This window comes from Trinickia sp. NRRL B-1857, assembly GCF_050470685.1.
In the GTDB taxonomy this organism is placed as follows: Bacteria; Pseudomonadota; Gammaproteobacteria; order Burkholderiales; family Burkholderiaceae; genus Trinickia.
On sequence record NZ_JBFLUK010000001.1, the window covers coordinates 2840530 to 2853030 of the forward strand.

A 12501-nucleotide genomic window follows, 5' to 3' on the forward strand; every position below is an offset into this window, starting at 1 on the left:
GCGCTTCCTCGGATAGCTTGGGGCGAACTCAGGTAAAGCTCTGAGCGAGCGAACCGATGAGCAACTGCCAGCCGTCCACGAGCACGAACAGCATGAGCTTGAACGGCAAGGAAATCGTAATGGGCGAAACCATCATCATCCCCATCGACATCAAGACGCTGGCAACGACCATGTCGATGATCAAAAACGGAATGAAGATCGTGAAGCCGATCTGAAAGGCCGTTTTCAGTTCGCTGGTGACGAAAGCCGGTACGAGCAGCGAGAGCGGCACGTCCTCCGGACCTTGCAGCGGCGGCGAGTGCGAAATCTTCGCGAACAGGGCGAGATCCGATTCGCGCGTTTGCTTCAGCATGAACTGCTTGAACGGCGCCACGCCGCGCGTCACGGCGGTCTCCATCGAGATCGTGCCGTCCGAGAACGGCTTGTAGCCGTCGTTGTAAGCCTTGTCGATAACAGGCGACATCACGAACAGCGTCAAAAACAGGGCCAGGCCGACGAGTACCTGATTGGGCGGCGTCGTGCTCGTGCCCATTGCCTGGCGTAGCAGCGACAGGACGATGATGATGCGCGTGAAGCTCGTCATCATCAGCACCATGGCCGGCAAAAACGACAACATCGTGAGCAGCAGCATCGTCTGCACGCTCAACGAGTAGGTAGTGCCGCCGTTGGGGCCGGGACTCGTCGTGAATGCCGGCAGGCCGTTCGGCGCCGTTTGCGCGTGGGCGAGGTGGGGCAACAGCGAGAAGATCAGCAATGGCAGTGCGGGCGCCACGGCGCGTGCGAGCCGCACGATGGGACTGGACGACATTTACTTGCCTCCGCCCGAAGGCCGAGAAAACCGTTTTTTGGCTTCGTTGCCGAGCGCGGAGCGAAAACGCGCGCCGAACGTGCCGGATAGGGTGCCGCCGGCGATATCGGCTTCGCTGCCGGGGGTGCCCGGCGCCGGCGCCGGCATCGTATGGAGCAGCCGGACGCTACCGGGGGCCGCGCCGAGCACGAGCCAGGTGTCGCCGATTTCGACGACGGTCACGCGTTCCTTGCCGCCGAGCGACACGCCGCCCACGGTGCGCACGAGCCCGCCGCGCCCGGAGGGCTGCAAGCCGAGGCGCCGGGCGAGCCAAGCGCAGGCGAACACGAGGGCGACGACGATGGCCAAGCCGACGAGCGTTTGCAGCACGGCGCCCACGCCGACGGACGGCACGGCGGTGCCCGCCCCGACGCTCGAGGCGATCTTCGCGGCGTTGTTCACCGCGTTCATGTCGGCAGCCGCTGCCGCCGGCGCGAAAGCCGCGAGTGCGGCGGCGGCTGCGGCCGCGCACGCCGCGGGAAGGATTGCTGCCACGCGCCGCTCAAGCGGCGCACGGTGCAAGCGTGATTTCATCAACGGTTCAGTTTTCGAATGCGTTCGGCCGGCGTAATGATGTCGGTCAGCCGGATGCCGAACTTGTCGTTGACCACGACGACTTCGCCTTGGGCAATCAAACAGCCGTTCACGAGCACGTCCATCGGCTCGCCGGCCATCCCGTCGAGTTCGACGACGGAACCTTGCGCAAGTTGCAGCAAATTGCGGATCGCAATTTTCGTGCGCCCTAGCTCGACCGTCATCTGGACCGGGATGTCCAGGATCATGTCGATGTCGTTGCGCGTCGTGGTCGATTCGACTTTCGACAGCGGCTGGAACACGCCGGCGGCGGCAGGCGCCGGTGCCGGGTTCGTGTTCTGCTCGGCCAGCGCGGCCGCCCAATCGTCCAAGCTCGCTTCTTCGTCGGCGGCCGGCGCCGCGCTCTTGGCGGTTTCGGCGGCCATGGCGGCCATTTGCGCGTCGAGTTCGGCCGAGCCTTGTCCCGGCGTCGCGTTCAGATCACTCATAATCCGTTTCCTTAATCGTGTTTTCCGATGCGCTGATCATTTTTTGCACGCGCAACGCATATTGACCATTGAAGATTCCGTAGCCGCATTCCATGACGGGCACGCCGTCGACCTTGGCAACGATGTTTTCGGGAATATTGATCGGCAGGACATCGCCCGCGCTCATATTCAGGATGTCCTCGAACGTAACCGGGATATGGGCCAGATCGGCTGTCAGCTCGACCTCGGCCGCCTGCACCTGTTTCGACAGCACGCGGATCCAGCGGCGGTCGACTTCGAGCGCTTCGCCTTGAATCGGCGAGGTCAGCACGTCGCGAATCGGTTCGATCATCGAGTACGGCATGCAGATGTGCAGCGTGCCGCCCGTCGGTCCGAATTCGATCGAGAACTGCGTGACGATGACGATTTCGTTCGGCGTCGCCACGTTGGCGAACTGCGTATGCATCTCCGAACGCATGAATTCGAACTGCAACGGCCGAACGCTCTTCCAGGCCGTCGTGTAGTGCTCGAACACGAGGTTCAGCAACTTCCCGATGATCCGTTGCTCGGTCGCCGTGAAATCTCGCCCTTCGACGCGCGTATGAAACCGGCCGTCGCCGCCGAACAGATTGTCGACGACGAAGAACACGAGGTTCGGATCGAACACGAACAACGACGTGCCGCGCAGCGGCTTGACGTGAACGAGGTTCAGGTTCGTCGGAATCGGTAGATTGCGCGTGAACTCGCTGTACTTCAGCACTTTGACCGGACCGACCGAGATCTCGGCGGTGCGGCGCATGAAATTGAAGATGCCGAGGCGCAAGAGGCGCGCGAAGCGCTCGTTGATGATTTCGAGGCCGGGCATCCGGCCGCGAACGATCCGTTCTTGCGTCGCGATGTTGTACGGGCGTACGCCCGTCTTCTCGCGGTTTTCGGTGTCGGCATCGGATTCGCCGGTTACGCCCTTGAGGAGTGCATCGACTTCCTCTTGGGACATGAACTCTTCGTGGCCCATCGCTTTGCTCGTCCCTGTATTGCGGTTGTGAGTAACGCCTAAAGTGGCACGTTCAGCCCGGCGAAACGCCGGGCATCCCGCGCTACTGGACCACGAATTCCGTAAAGAGCACGTCTTCGACGTGCACCGGCGGCTCGCTCGCGTCCGTCGGTTTCTCGATCAGTGTCTTCAGCTCGCGCGCCAGCGCGTGCTTGCCCTCGAGCGTTTGCAGATCTTCCGGATGCTTGTTCGACAGATCGAGCAAGATGCGGCTGCGGATCTCGGGCATGTGCTGCGTGAGCGCCTCCTGGATCTTCGCATCGGCAAGCTTCAGCGACAGACCGACGCGCAGGTAATGCTGGCCGTCGTCGGACAGGAGATTGACCGTCATCGGGTCGAGCGCGAAGAAGACGGGCGGCGGCGGCGGGGGCGGCGGCACCGGCTTGCCGTTACCTAAGCCGTTCTTGAGCAGGAAGAAGTACATGCCCGCGGCGGCGGCGCCCGCTGCAACGAGCGCGATCAAAACGATCAGCACGATGCGTTTGAGCTTGCGCGATTTCGCGGGAACGTCGACGGTTTGCTGAGCTGCGGTCGTGGATGCCATGACAATGCTTTGCGTGAGTGCGGTAGGGTGAATTGTTGGCTATACCGGGCTCTAGCGATAAGCCGAAAAGAAGGGACATTCGACGCCATCTCATCCGTTTAAGCCGGAGGCGCTCGCGCTGAGGCTGAAAAACGGGGTGCGATAGGGTAGCACCGCGCAGCGACTGTGGGCGTCCGTGGCCGGATGCCCGAACGCATAGCGCTCGGCGGTCGCCCGCCGAGACTCGAATCGCGCCTGCTCGAGCGTTAGGCGAACGTGTCGACGAGACCGACGGTGCGCCGGGCGGCAATCGAGGCCGAAGCCGTCACGGTGGGGTCGGCGCCGCTGTCGCCTAGACCTGAGCCCCCGCTGCCGCGCCGGCCCGATCCGTTGCCGCCTTGATTGCCGGCTTGCTGCTGATTCGCTTGACGCGCGAAACCGTCGCTGACGCTCGCGCTGCCGAGGCCGAGACCGCCGGCCTCCAACGCGTCGCGCAGCTTGGGCAGCGCGGCCTCGACCGCCTCGCGCACCTGTTGGTGCTGCGAGACGAACAGAGCGTGCGCATGGTTGTCGGCCACTTGCAGCACCACTTGCAGCGGGCCGAGATCGGGCGGGTTGAGCGTCAGTTCGGCGCTTTGCTGGTGCGCATTCGATAGGAAAACGACCTTCTGGCTGAGCGCATCTTCCCAATCGGGGGTGCCGACCTGGGGCGCGAGCGAAGCCGCCGCGGCCGCTGCCGCGTTCGGGGTCGTCGCGGCCGCCTGGGCGCTTGCGCTGGCCAGGCTCGCGGCCGTGGCCGCTTGGCTTGCGGCGAGCGTCGTGCGGGCCGCTTCGGCGTTGTCCTTGAGCGTGGCGATCGCCGCGGTCGCATCGCCGCCGCTCGCGAGTGCTTGAGCCGTGGCGAGCGCTGCACTGTCGGGCGAGGCCGTCGCGCCCGCGCTCGCTTTGGCGGCTTGCTCCGTCGCGGCGCCGATCGCCTGGGCGTTGGCGTTCTTGGCGTCGCCCGTCAACGTCCCCACGAGTTTCGAATTGAGCGGCAACGAGCCCATTCCGTTGGTGAGGTTGCCGGTGCCGGCCGTATTGCCGCCGTTGCCGAGCACCGGCGTACCGGTGGCGCCTGCCGTGGCGCCGGTCGCCGTCGCGCCTTGCGTGCCCATCTGGGCTGCGAGCGCCGCTTCGAGCGCAGCGCGCACCGTCTTCGGCTCGCTGCCCTTCGTCGATTGGCCGACGGCGGCGGTCGCGTCCGGGGTCCCGCTAGCGGTTGCACCCGTGCCGGCGGTGGCTTGCGCTTGTTGCGCCGCGGCTTGAGCGGCTGCTTGAGCCGCGGCCTGCGCCTGCGCTTGCGCACTACCTACCGCGGCGGCGGCCGCCGCTGCGTTTTGATCCTGACTCGCTTGCTGCTGTGCGTTCGACGACGCATCGCTGCTCTTAGTACCCGTGCTCGCTTGCGAGGACGACGTGCCGTCGCTCGGAGCCGTACTCGACGATGCGTCGGCGGTGCTATCGGCACCGTCCGCCGCCCCGCCGTTCGCGGGAGACTTGGGCTGCGTCGACTGCGACGCGGCGTTGTTCTGCGTGGAAGCGTTCGCGGCGGACTGCGCCGATTGAGTCGACTGGGCGGCCTGTTGCTGCGCGTGCACGCTTTGTTGCAGGGCCTGCGAGAACGGCGCGGCTGTCTGCGCGTTTGCGCCCGAGGAGGCGCTGGCGGACGAGGTGCTCGGCGTTCCCGAGAGAGACCCGAGAAGAGAAATGGGCGACATGGCTATGCCTTAGTGTGCGTCGGCCGAGCGGTGCCCGAGGGGCGCGTGCCGGCCGATTCGATTCCGGTTCAATTCAATTCAAGCTTTCACGACGCATACGCAGTATCTTGGCGGCGTGCTCGTCGGCGTCGCGCTGCTCGCGCCGCGCGGCCACACGTGCCTCGGCCGCTTCGCCGCGCGCCTGCAAGACTTCGTACGATCCTAGCTTTTGCTTCTGACGCTGCCACTCGGGCTTAGCCGCCTCGACACGCGAAGTGGCCGCCGTGAGCAGGCGTCGCTGCTGTTCGATCGCCGCGTCGAGCGTATCGATGAACGCCTGAAAGTTGCGCCAATTGCCGGCGGGCATGCCGGCCTGGGCCGAAGCCGAGAAGTTCGCGTGATACTCGTCGCGATAGCGCACCAGCGATTCCAACTGCGTCTGCACGTCCGCGCGCTCGCGTTGCGCCCGGCCGAGCTGCTTGGCCGCCGCATCGACGTCGTTTTGCGCGAGATCGATTAGCGTTTTGATTGGAAAATGATTCGCCATCGCTTAGGACTCCTCATTGGAACAGCGCATCAAGCATATTGAGGCTTGAGTCGAACGGTGCACATTCGCGAAAGCCCTGCTGTAAAAATGCCTCGATGCGCGGATACAGCGCGATCGCCCGGTCGAGCAGTGCATCGCGTCCGCTCGAGTAGGCCCCAACGTTGATCAAATCGCGATTGCGCTGATAACGCGACAGCATCTGCTTGAACAGCCGTACACGTTCCAGATGCTTCTCGTCGATGAGCGCCGTCATCGCCCGGCTGATCGACGCTTCGATATCGATCGCCGGATAGTGGCCGGCCTCGGCGAGCGCGCGCGACAGCACGATGTGGCCGTCGAGAATCGCTCGCGCCGAGTCGGCGATAGGGTCTTGCTGATCGTCGCCTTCGGTCAGCACGGTATAGAAGGCCGTGATCGAGCCGCCGCCTGCCGGGCCGTTGCCGGTGCGCTCCACGAGCGCGGGCAGTTTGGCGAACACGGAGGGCGGATAGCCTTTCGTGGCGGGCGGCTCGCCGATCGCAAGCGCGATCTCGCGCTGCGCCATGGCGTAGCGCGTGAGCGAATCCATCAACAACAGAACGTGCTTGCCTTGGTCGCGGAAGTACTCGGCGAGCGAGGTGGCATACGTGGCGCCTTGCATCCGCATGAGCGGGGAGACGTCGGCCGGCGCCGCCACCACGACGGAACGGGCGAGCCCGTCTTCGCCGAGGATCTGCTCGATGAATTCCTTCACTTCGCGGCCGCGCTCGCCGATGAGCCCGATCACGATCACCTCGGCGCTCGTGTAGCGCGCCATCGTGCCGAGCAGCACCGATTTACCGACGCCCGAGCCCGCGAACAAGCCCATGCGCTGGCCGCGTCCGACGGTGAGCAGCGAGTTGATCGCGCGCACGCCGACGTCGAGCACCTTGTGAATCGGCTCGCGTTGAAGCGGGTTGATCGAAGGCGCCGAGAGGGGCGCGTCGGCGCCGGTATTAAGCGGGCCCAGCCCGTCGAGCGGGCGGCCCGACGAATCGACCACGCGCCCGAGCATGCCCCAGCCGACCGGCAGGCGCTTCGCGCCCGCGAGCGGATCGGCGAGCGGGGCGCTTTCGCGCGGATAGACGCGCGCGCCGGGCAACAGGCCCGCGAATTCGGTCGTCGGCATCAAAAACAGCCGGTCGCCGGCGAAACCGACGACCTCCGCCTCGGCCGTCGGCAACGTGCTGCCGGGCGGCATTTCGATCAAACATTCGGCGCCCACGGCCATGCGCATGCCGACCGCCTCGAGCACGAGGCCCGCGGCGCGCGTCAGACGCCCGCAGGCGGACAGCGGCCGGGCGAGCGCGCTGCGCTCGCGCAAGCCATCGAGGCGCGTGCGCCACGCCGACAAATGACGGTTATTCGCGAGCGCGGGGTCGGGCGTGAACGGCGCGAGCGGTGCGCCGGCGCGCGATGCGGCGGGCTGCGGTGCGTGCACGGCCTGCTGTGCGTCTTCGCCTGCGGCGACTTTGGTGATGGCGTCGATCGCATCGATCGCGGCCCACTCGTCGGCCGGATCGAAGCCGCCGTGGGCGGACTCGCTCGTCTTCGACTCGAGCGCCGGACGCGCTTGGCTCGCGGCCTCGGGACCGAACGAGGCAAGCGCCAGTTCGACTTCGAGCGGCGAGAGCCCGCTTGCGCGCAGCGATTCGACGGTGGGGGCGGGGTTTACCATTGACTTACCTTACCGAGCGCCGCCACGACGCGTTGCCAACGCGTGCCGATCGTGGCGTCGATTTCACCGGTCGCAGCCTGGGCGCGGCATCCGCCACGCTCCACCGCGACGTCGGTGCGTACATTCCAACCGAGCGTATCGAGCTCGTCTTTCAAATAGGCTTCGACGATCGGCAAGTCGGCGGGATTGACGATCAATTGCGGCGCGCCGGAAAGCGCCGGTTCGGCCGCGAGCACTTCGCGGGCGGCGGCGATGACGGCGGCCGGGTCGTGCGCGACGTGCTGGCGCACGACTTGTTGCGCGATATCGATCGCCAGCGCGACGAGCGATTCCGCCATTTCCGCTTGGGCGCCGTCGAGCGCGGCCTTGAACGCATCGGCGAGACCGGCGAGCCGCGCGGCTTCGGCATGCGCTTCTTGCCGGCCTTTTTCGAGACCTTGCGCATGACCTTGATCGAAGCCGGCCTGGTAGCCGATCGCTTGCCCGGCGACGTGCCCCGATGCGAGCCCTTGCTGGTGGGCCGCGGCGCGAATGCGTTGGATTTCCTGCGCGAGTTTGTTCTCGCGGACGGGATCGGGCGGCGGCGGCGGGTCGAACGAAGCCATCTCCCAGCGCTGGTACGCCGAGACGGGCTTCTTGTCCGAACGGCCTGAATCAGACATATGCATCTTCCGCCTTTCCACCGATCACGATCTGGCCGCTTTCGGCCAGGTTGCGCACGATCTGCAAGATACGGCGCTGTTGCGTTTCCACTTCCGAGACCCGCACCGGACCGCGCGCGTCGAGGTCTTCCGCGAGCAGCTCGGCCGCACGCTGCGACATGTTCGAGAGGAACTTCTGACGCAGCGCGGGCGGCGCGCCCTTGAGCGAGATGATGAGCGCCTCCGACTCGACTTCCTTGAGCAGCAACTGAATCGCGCGGTCTTCGAGGTCGAGCAGGTTTTCGAACACGAACATCTGGTCGATGATCTTTTGCGCGAGATCGGCGTCGTACTGGCGCACGTTCTCGAGAATCGATTCCTCGTGGATGCTCGGCATGAAGTTCAGGATTTCGGCCGCCGTGCGGATACCGCCCATCGGGCTGCGCTTCAGGTTGTCGCTGCCCGAGAGCAAGCCCGTGAGGACATCGTCGAGTTCGCGCAGCGCGGCGGGCTGAATCCCGTCGAGCGTCGCGATCCGCAGCAGCACGTCGTTACGCAGCCGCTCCGTGAAGCAAGCTGCGATTTCCGAGGCTTGGTCGCGGTCCAAGTGCACGAGAATCGTCGCGATGATCTGCGGGTGCTCGTTCTTGATGAGCTCGGCCACGGCGGGCGAGTCCATCCACTTGAGCCCTTCGATCCCGCTCGTGTCGCTGCCTTGCAAGATCCGGTCGATCAGCACGCCGGCCTTGTCTTCGCCGAGCGCCTTCGTCAGCACGGAGCGAATGTAGTCGTTCGAATCGAGCGACATCGCCGTGTGCTGCTCGGCCTCTTTGACGAAGTCTTGGAGGACGTTCTCGACCTCTTCGCGCGTCACGTTCTTGAGCGCGGCCATCGCGGCGCCGATCTTTTGCACTTCGCGCGGCGCGAGAAACTTGAAAACTTCAGCGGCTTCTTCCTCGCCGATCGACATCAGCAGAAGCGCGCTCTTCGTGACCCCTTCAGCGCTCATCGGACACCCAATTCTTGACAACCGTCGCTACGATCTTCGGATCCTTGCGCGCGATGGTCCGCGCGTAATCGAGGTTCCGTTCGAACTTGTGCTTCTCGTTCTCGAACGCGAGGAGGTTTTGCTCCATGTCCGTATCGAGTTCCATCGCCGTCGTGACCGGCGAGGGCGAGCCGCCGTCGAGCAGCACGGGCTCGCCGGGGCCGTCCAGCATGCCGGCGGCGCCCGAGCCGTCGGCGGCTTGCGTCTCCGACGGCGGCGGGAACGCGCGCCGCAGTGCGGGCTTGATCATCATCAGATAGAGGACCAGCGCCACGAGGCCGATACCGAGCCACTTCGCCGCCGACATCGCGAGCGACATGATCTGCGGCTGCTTCCACCACGGCAGGTTCGCGAGCGGATCGACGTCGGTCGTGAACGTCGAATTGACGATGTTGACCGAGTCGCCGCGCTTGGCGTCGTAGCCCATCGCGTCCTTTACGAGCTGCGTGACTTGCGCGAGCTTTTCGGGCGTGAGCGGCTGCATGCTCGCGTGGCCCTTGGCGTCGACGACGCGCTGGTAATTGATGACGACCGCGGCGGACAGGCGCTTGACGCCGCCCTTGGCTTGTTCGACGTGGCTCACGCGCTTGTCGAGCTCGTAGTTCGTCGTGGCGTCCTTGCGCTCGCTGATCGGCGTCGTCGTCACGCCCGCGGCTTGCGCGCCGCTCGCCGCAACGAGCGGGGCGGACGCCGGTTGCGGCGGCGTGTTCGACAGTGCGCCCGGTACGCCCGAGGCACCGCCTTGCTGCATGTCGGTCGCTTGGCTCGTTTGCTGGCTGCGAATCGAGGCCTGCTGCGGGTTGCCGTTGGGGCCGTAGGTTTCCGACGTCTGTTCTTGCTGCGTGAAGTCGATGTCGGCGCTCACTTGCGAGTGGGCGTTGCCCGCGCCGAACAGCGGCGCCAAGATCGCGTCGATCCGTTGCTGCGTGTTGTGCTCGACTTGTTGAACGTATTTGAGCTGCGTGGCGTCGAGGCCGGCGAGCGAGGCGGCTTGCGTGAGCAGCGTGCCGTCCTGGTCGACGATCGTGACGTTCTTGACCGGCAGATCGGCGACGCTCGAGGCGACCATATGCGTGATCGCCGAAACTTGCCCTTCGTCGAGCACCCGTCCCGGGAACAGATTCACGAGCACCGACGCCGTCGGCGCTTCGCGATCGCGTACGAAAACGGTGGGCTTGGGAATCGCGAGGTGTACCCGCGCTTGGCGCACCACCGAGATCGATTGAATCGTGCGTTCCAGCTCGCCTTCGAGTGCGCGCTGGTAATTCACTTGCTCGGCGAACTGGCTAATGCCGAACTTTTCGTTGTCCATCAATTCCATGCCGACCGAACCGCTCTTGGGCAGGCCTTGCGAGGCGAGCTTCAGGCGCACGTCGTTGACTTGGTCCGACGGCACGAGAATGGCGGAACCGCCTTCCGACAACTTATAGGGCACGTTCGCTTGTTGCAGTGCGGCAATAATAGTGCCGCCGTCCTGATCCGACAGCCCGCTATAAAGGACGTGATAGTCGGGGGTACGGCTCCAGAGCACCAGCGCGGTCACGACGGCGATGAGCACGGCCACGGCGACGATGAGCGGCGCGCGCGGGTTGCCGCGCATCTGCGACAGCGTCGAGAGCCGCTGCGCGAAGCCGCCGAATTCGGCGCCGCCGGCCGAGCCCGCGCCTTGCAGGGCGCCGGCCGCTGCCGCGCCGGGCTGCGCGCTCGCGAGGCCCATTCGGGCGTCGGGGTTGATCAAAGAGTTAGCCTGCGAATCCATGCGTCGGGTTTCTCCGGAATGCGGGGGTGTCCGGCCGGCGAATCCTATCGGGCTGGAAGCCGCGTCGGGACGGGCGGGACACTTTCACGATGGGGATTATCCATGTCGGTACGCAACTGAATCAGTCGAATAGAAGCGGGTTTTCCCCCTAGTTTCACGGGTTTGCGCGAGGGCCCGCTGCTATGCTCACTCTCCGTGATGGGTCAGTGCGCCGCGCATTCCGACGGCATCAGCCTTTGGCCCTTTTTATGGAGAAACCATGACCGTTCCAGTCAATCCGCTTACATCGGCGCTGCAACAGATGCAGTCCATGGCGGCCGAAGCAGCCGGCGAGTCGAAGGCCGCCAACCTCGGCCAGGCATCGGGGGCGGCGACGGCCGGCAGCTTCGCCACCGCGCTCAAGAGCTCGATCGACAAGATCAGCGACGACCAGAACAAGGCGGCCGGGGAGTCGCAGGCGTTCGAACTCGGTTCGCCGAACGTCTCGCTGAGCGACGTCATGGTGGACATGCAAAAGGCGAACATCGGCCTGCAATTCGGCTTGCAAGTCCGAAACAAGCTGGTTGCCGCTTACAACGACATCATGCAGATGTCGATTTGAGGCCTGGCCGGCTGTCGAGGGTTTCATCTTCGCGGGTGGCTAAAGCTTTGCCCGAGGCGATCCGATAACCGCGATAAGACCTGCGCGTTCGTATCGAGGACGCGCTCGGCAGGGACGGGTCGGGAGTGGTCAGCGCCCGTTTTGCCGATTTGAGTTTCGCTAATTCACGACCAACAAGGAGAAGCGCCGATGTTTTCCCAAGGACACGCTGGAGCGGGTGCATATGCGCGCGTCGGCGTCGAGACAGGGGTGATGGGCGCAAATCCGCATCGATTGATCCTCATGCTGTACCAAGGCGCGCGCAAAGCCATCGCGCAAGCGCGCATGCATTTGCAGCAAGGCAACATCGGCCCGCGCGGCGAGGCGATCAGCAAGGCCATCGGGATCATCGGCAGCGGCTTGCAGGCATCGCTGAACAAGGACGTCGGCGGCGACATCGCCCAGCGGCTCGACGCCCTTTATAGTTATATGACGCGCAGATTGCTCGAGGCGAACATCGCTGGGAGCGAAGCGATGCTGATCGAAGTGGACGGTCTGCTCGCGACGCTCGAGGAAGCATGGATCGGCATCGGCGTAGAAGCGGCGCGGATCATGGCGCAGCAGGGGCAGGCGGACGCGCAGCGATGAATTCCAAAGCAGACTATTTTGCTCGCTATGAGGCGATCGCCGCTGTCTCGGCGCGCATGCTTTCGGCGGCCCGCGACGCGCTCTGGAACGAACTGACGGAACTCCAGGAGGAGTACCGTGCGCTCGTCGATGCGCTGTGCGAGGTGGACGCGGGGCTGTCGCTCGACGAACACGAAAGATTGCGCAAATACGATTTGATTCGCCAGATTTTGGCCGACGATGCCGCGATTCGCGACCTGCTCAACCCGAGCGTGGCGCGCTTGTCCGCATTTTTTTCGGCACGTCGCCCGGCGCACGTGCTCAAGGAACTGTTCGGCGCGCGCTGAGCGCCCACGGTTGATCCCACGATTTTTCCCGGCCCGCGGCGCACCGCCCGCGCAATGAGGGTAGGCGCCTGAACGGCGGCGCAAGGACGCGG

General features: G+C 65.1%; 14 protein-coding genes. 3 read left to right on the forward strand and 11 right to left on the reverse strand.

From position 1 onward, the window contains the following. Positions 1 to 28: 28 nt before the first annotated feature. The 11 genes from fliP to fliF form a co-directional block, all read right to left on the reverse strand. Entirely contained in the window at positions 29 to 808 is a 780-nt protein-coding gene (fliP, locus tag AB1286_RS12660; RefSeq protein ID WP_430363613.1) for a flagellar type III secretion system pore protein FliP, read from the reverse strand. Further along, positions 809 to 1381 carry a flagellar biosynthetic protein FliO gene (gene fliO, locus AB1286_RS12665; protein WP_430363614.1) on the reverse strand — a complete coding sequence of 191 codons (573 nt, stop codon included), beginning with the start codon at positions 1379 to 1381 and terminating at the stop codon, positions 809 to 811. Then, the gene (fliN, locus tag AB1286_RS12670; RefSeq protein ID WP_430363615.1) at positions 1381 to 1869 is read right to left on the reverse strand and encodes a flagellar motor switch protein FliN; all 489 of its coding nucleotides are present in this window, start codon (positions 1867 to 1869) and stop codon (positions 1381 to 1383) included. The genes fliO and fliN overlap by 1 nt, the downstream gene beginning before the upstream one ends. After that, positions 1862 to 2863, reverse strand: coding sequence for a flagellar motor switch protein FliM (gene fliM / locus AB1286_RS12675; protein ID WP_430363616.1), 1002 nt, complete (start codon positions 2861 to 2863; stop codon positions 1862 to 1864). The genes fliN and fliM overlap by 8 nt, the downstream gene beginning before the upstream one ends. 82 nt (positions 2864 to 2945) lie before the next feature. Next, positions 2946 to 3446, reverse strand: coding sequence for a flagellar basal body-associated protein FliL (gene fliL / locus AB1286_RS12680; RefSeq protein ID WP_430363617.1), 501 nt, complete (start codon positions 3444 to 3446; stop codon positions 2946 to 2948). Between the two features lie 245 nt (positions 3447 to 3691). Beyond that, positions 3692 to 5185 carry a flagellar hook-length control protein FliK gene (locus tag AB1286_RS12685; protein WP_430363618.1) on the reverse strand — a complete coding sequence of 498 codons (1494 nt, stop codon included), beginning with the start codon at positions 5183 to 5185 and terminating at the stop codon, positions 3692 to 3694. A 73-nt stretch (positions 5186 to 5258) separates the two neighbouring features. Next, positions 5259 to 5711, reverse strand: a complete 453-nt coding sequence (fliJ, locus tag AB1286_RS12690) for a flagellar export protein FliJ (RefSeq protein ID WP_430363619.1) — start codon at positions 5709 to 5711, stop codon at positions 5259 to 5261. Positions 5712 to 5724: 13 nt separating this feature from the next. Beyond that, entirely contained in the window at positions 5725 to 7407 is a 1683-nt protein-coding gene (gene fliI, locus AB1286_RS12695) for a flagellar protein export ATPase FliI (RefSeq protein ID WP_430363620.1), read from the reverse strand. Continuing rightward, positions 7401 to 8069 carry a flagellar assembly protein FliH gene (gene fliH, locus AB1286_RS12700; RefSeq protein ID WP_116137410.1) on the reverse strand — a complete coding sequence of 223 codons (669 nt, stop codon included), beginning with the start codon at positions 8067 to 8069 and terminating at the stop codon, positions 7401 to 7403. The genes fliI and fliH overlap by 7 nt, the downstream gene beginning before the upstream one ends. Beyond that, the gene (gene fliG / locus AB1286_RS12705; RefSeq protein WP_430363621.1) at positions 8062 to 9057 is read right to left on the reverse strand and encodes a flagellar motor switch protein FliG; all 996 of its coding nucleotides are present in this window, start codon (positions 9055 to 9057) and stop codon (positions 8062 to 8064) included. The genes fliH and fliG overlap by 8 nt, the downstream gene beginning before the upstream one ends. Beyond that, on the reverse strand, positions 9047 to 10855 hold the full coding sequence (fliF, locus tag AB1286_RS12710; protein ID WP_430363622.1) for a flagellar basal-body MS-ring/collar protein FliF: 1809 nt from the start codon (positions 10853 to 10855) through the stop codon (positions 9047 to 9049). The genes fliG and fliF overlap by 11 nt, the downstream gene beginning before the upstream one ends. A 259-nt stretch (positions 10856 to 11114) precedes the next feature. Between fliF and fliE the strand changes: the two genes are divergently transcribed. From fliE to AB1286_RS12725, 3 genes are all read left to right on the forward strand, one after another. Then, positions 11115 to 11456: a flagellar hook-basal body complex protein FliE gene (fliE, locus tag AB1286_RS12715; RefSeq protein ID WP_430363623.1), complete on the forward strand. Its 342-nt coding sequence runs from the start codon at positions 11115 to 11117 to the stop codon at positions 11454 to 11456. 189 nt (positions 11457 to 11645) lie between these two features. Then, positions 11646 to 12083, forward strand: coding sequence for a flagellar export chaperone FliS (fliS, locus tag AB1286_RS12720; RefSeq protein WP_430363624.1), 438 nt, complete (start codon positions 11646 to 11648; stop codon positions 12081 to 12083). Next, entirely contained in the window at positions 12080 to 12409 is a 330-nt protein-coding gene (locus AB1286_RS12725) for a flagellar protein FliT (RefSeq protein ID WP_430363625.1), read from the forward strand. The genes fliS and AB1286_RS12725 overlap by 4 nt, the downstream gene beginning before the upstream one ends. The last annotated feature ends 92 nt before the right edge of the window (positions 12410 to 12501 follow it).

Excerpts from the sequence above, each read along its gene's own strand:
- AB1286_RS12685 (WP_430363618.1), bottom strand. The coding sequence starts at position 5,185 with ATGTCGCCCATTTCTCTTCTCGGGTCTCTCTCGGGAACGCCGAGCACC.
- fliP (WP_430363613.1), bottom strand. The coding sequence starts at position 808 with ATGTCGTCCAGTCCCATCGTGCGGCTCGCACGCGCCGTGGCGCCCGCA.
- fliJ (WP_430363619.1), bottom strand. The coding sequence starts at position 5,711 with ATGGCGAATCATTTTCCAATCAAAACGCTAATCGATCTCGCGCAAAAC.
- fliH (WP_116137410.1), bottom strand. The coding sequence starts at position 8,069 with ATGTCTGATTCAGGCCGTTCGGACAAGAAGCCCGTCTCGGCGTACCAG.
- fliG (WP_430363621.1), bottom strand. The coding sequence starts at position 9,057 with ATGAGCGCTGAAGGGGTCACGAAGAGCGCGCTTCTGCTGATGTCGATC.
- fliS (WP_430363624.1), top strand. The coding sequence starts at position 11,646 with ATGTTTTCCCAAGGACACGCTGGAGCGGGTGCATATGCGCGCGTCGGC.
- fliF (WP_430363622.1), bottom strand. The coding sequence starts at position 10,855 with ATGGATTCGCAGGCTAACTCTTTGATCAACCCCGACGCCCGAATGGGC.
- fliI (WP_430363620.1), bottom strand. The coding sequence starts at position 7,407 with ATGGTAAACCCCGCCCCCACCGTCGAATCGCTGCGCGCAAGCGGGCTC.
- AB1286_RS12725 (WP_430363625.1), top strand. The coding sequence starts at position 12,080 with ATGAATTCCAAAGCAGACTATTTTGCTCGCTATGAGGCGATCGCCGCT.
- fliN (WP_430363615.1), bottom strand. The coding sequence starts at position 1,869 with ATGAGTGATCTGAACGCGACGCCGGGACAAGGCTCGGCCGAACTCGAC.
- fliM (WP_430363616.1), bottom strand. The coding sequence starts at position 2,863 with ATGGGCCACGAAGAGTTCATGTCCCAAGAGGAAGTCGATGCACTCCTC.
- fliO (WP_430363614.1), bottom strand. The coding sequence starts at position 1,381 with ATGAAATCACGCTTGCACCGTGCGCCGCTTGAGCGGCGCGTGGCAGCA.
- fliL (WP_430363617.1), bottom strand. The coding sequence starts at position 3,446 with ATGGCATCCACGACCGCAGCTCAGCAAACCGTCGACGTTCCCGCGAAA.
- fliE (WP_430363623.1), top strand. The coding sequence starts at position 11,115 with ATGACCGTTCCAGTCAATCCGCTTACATCGGCGCTGCAACAGATGCAG.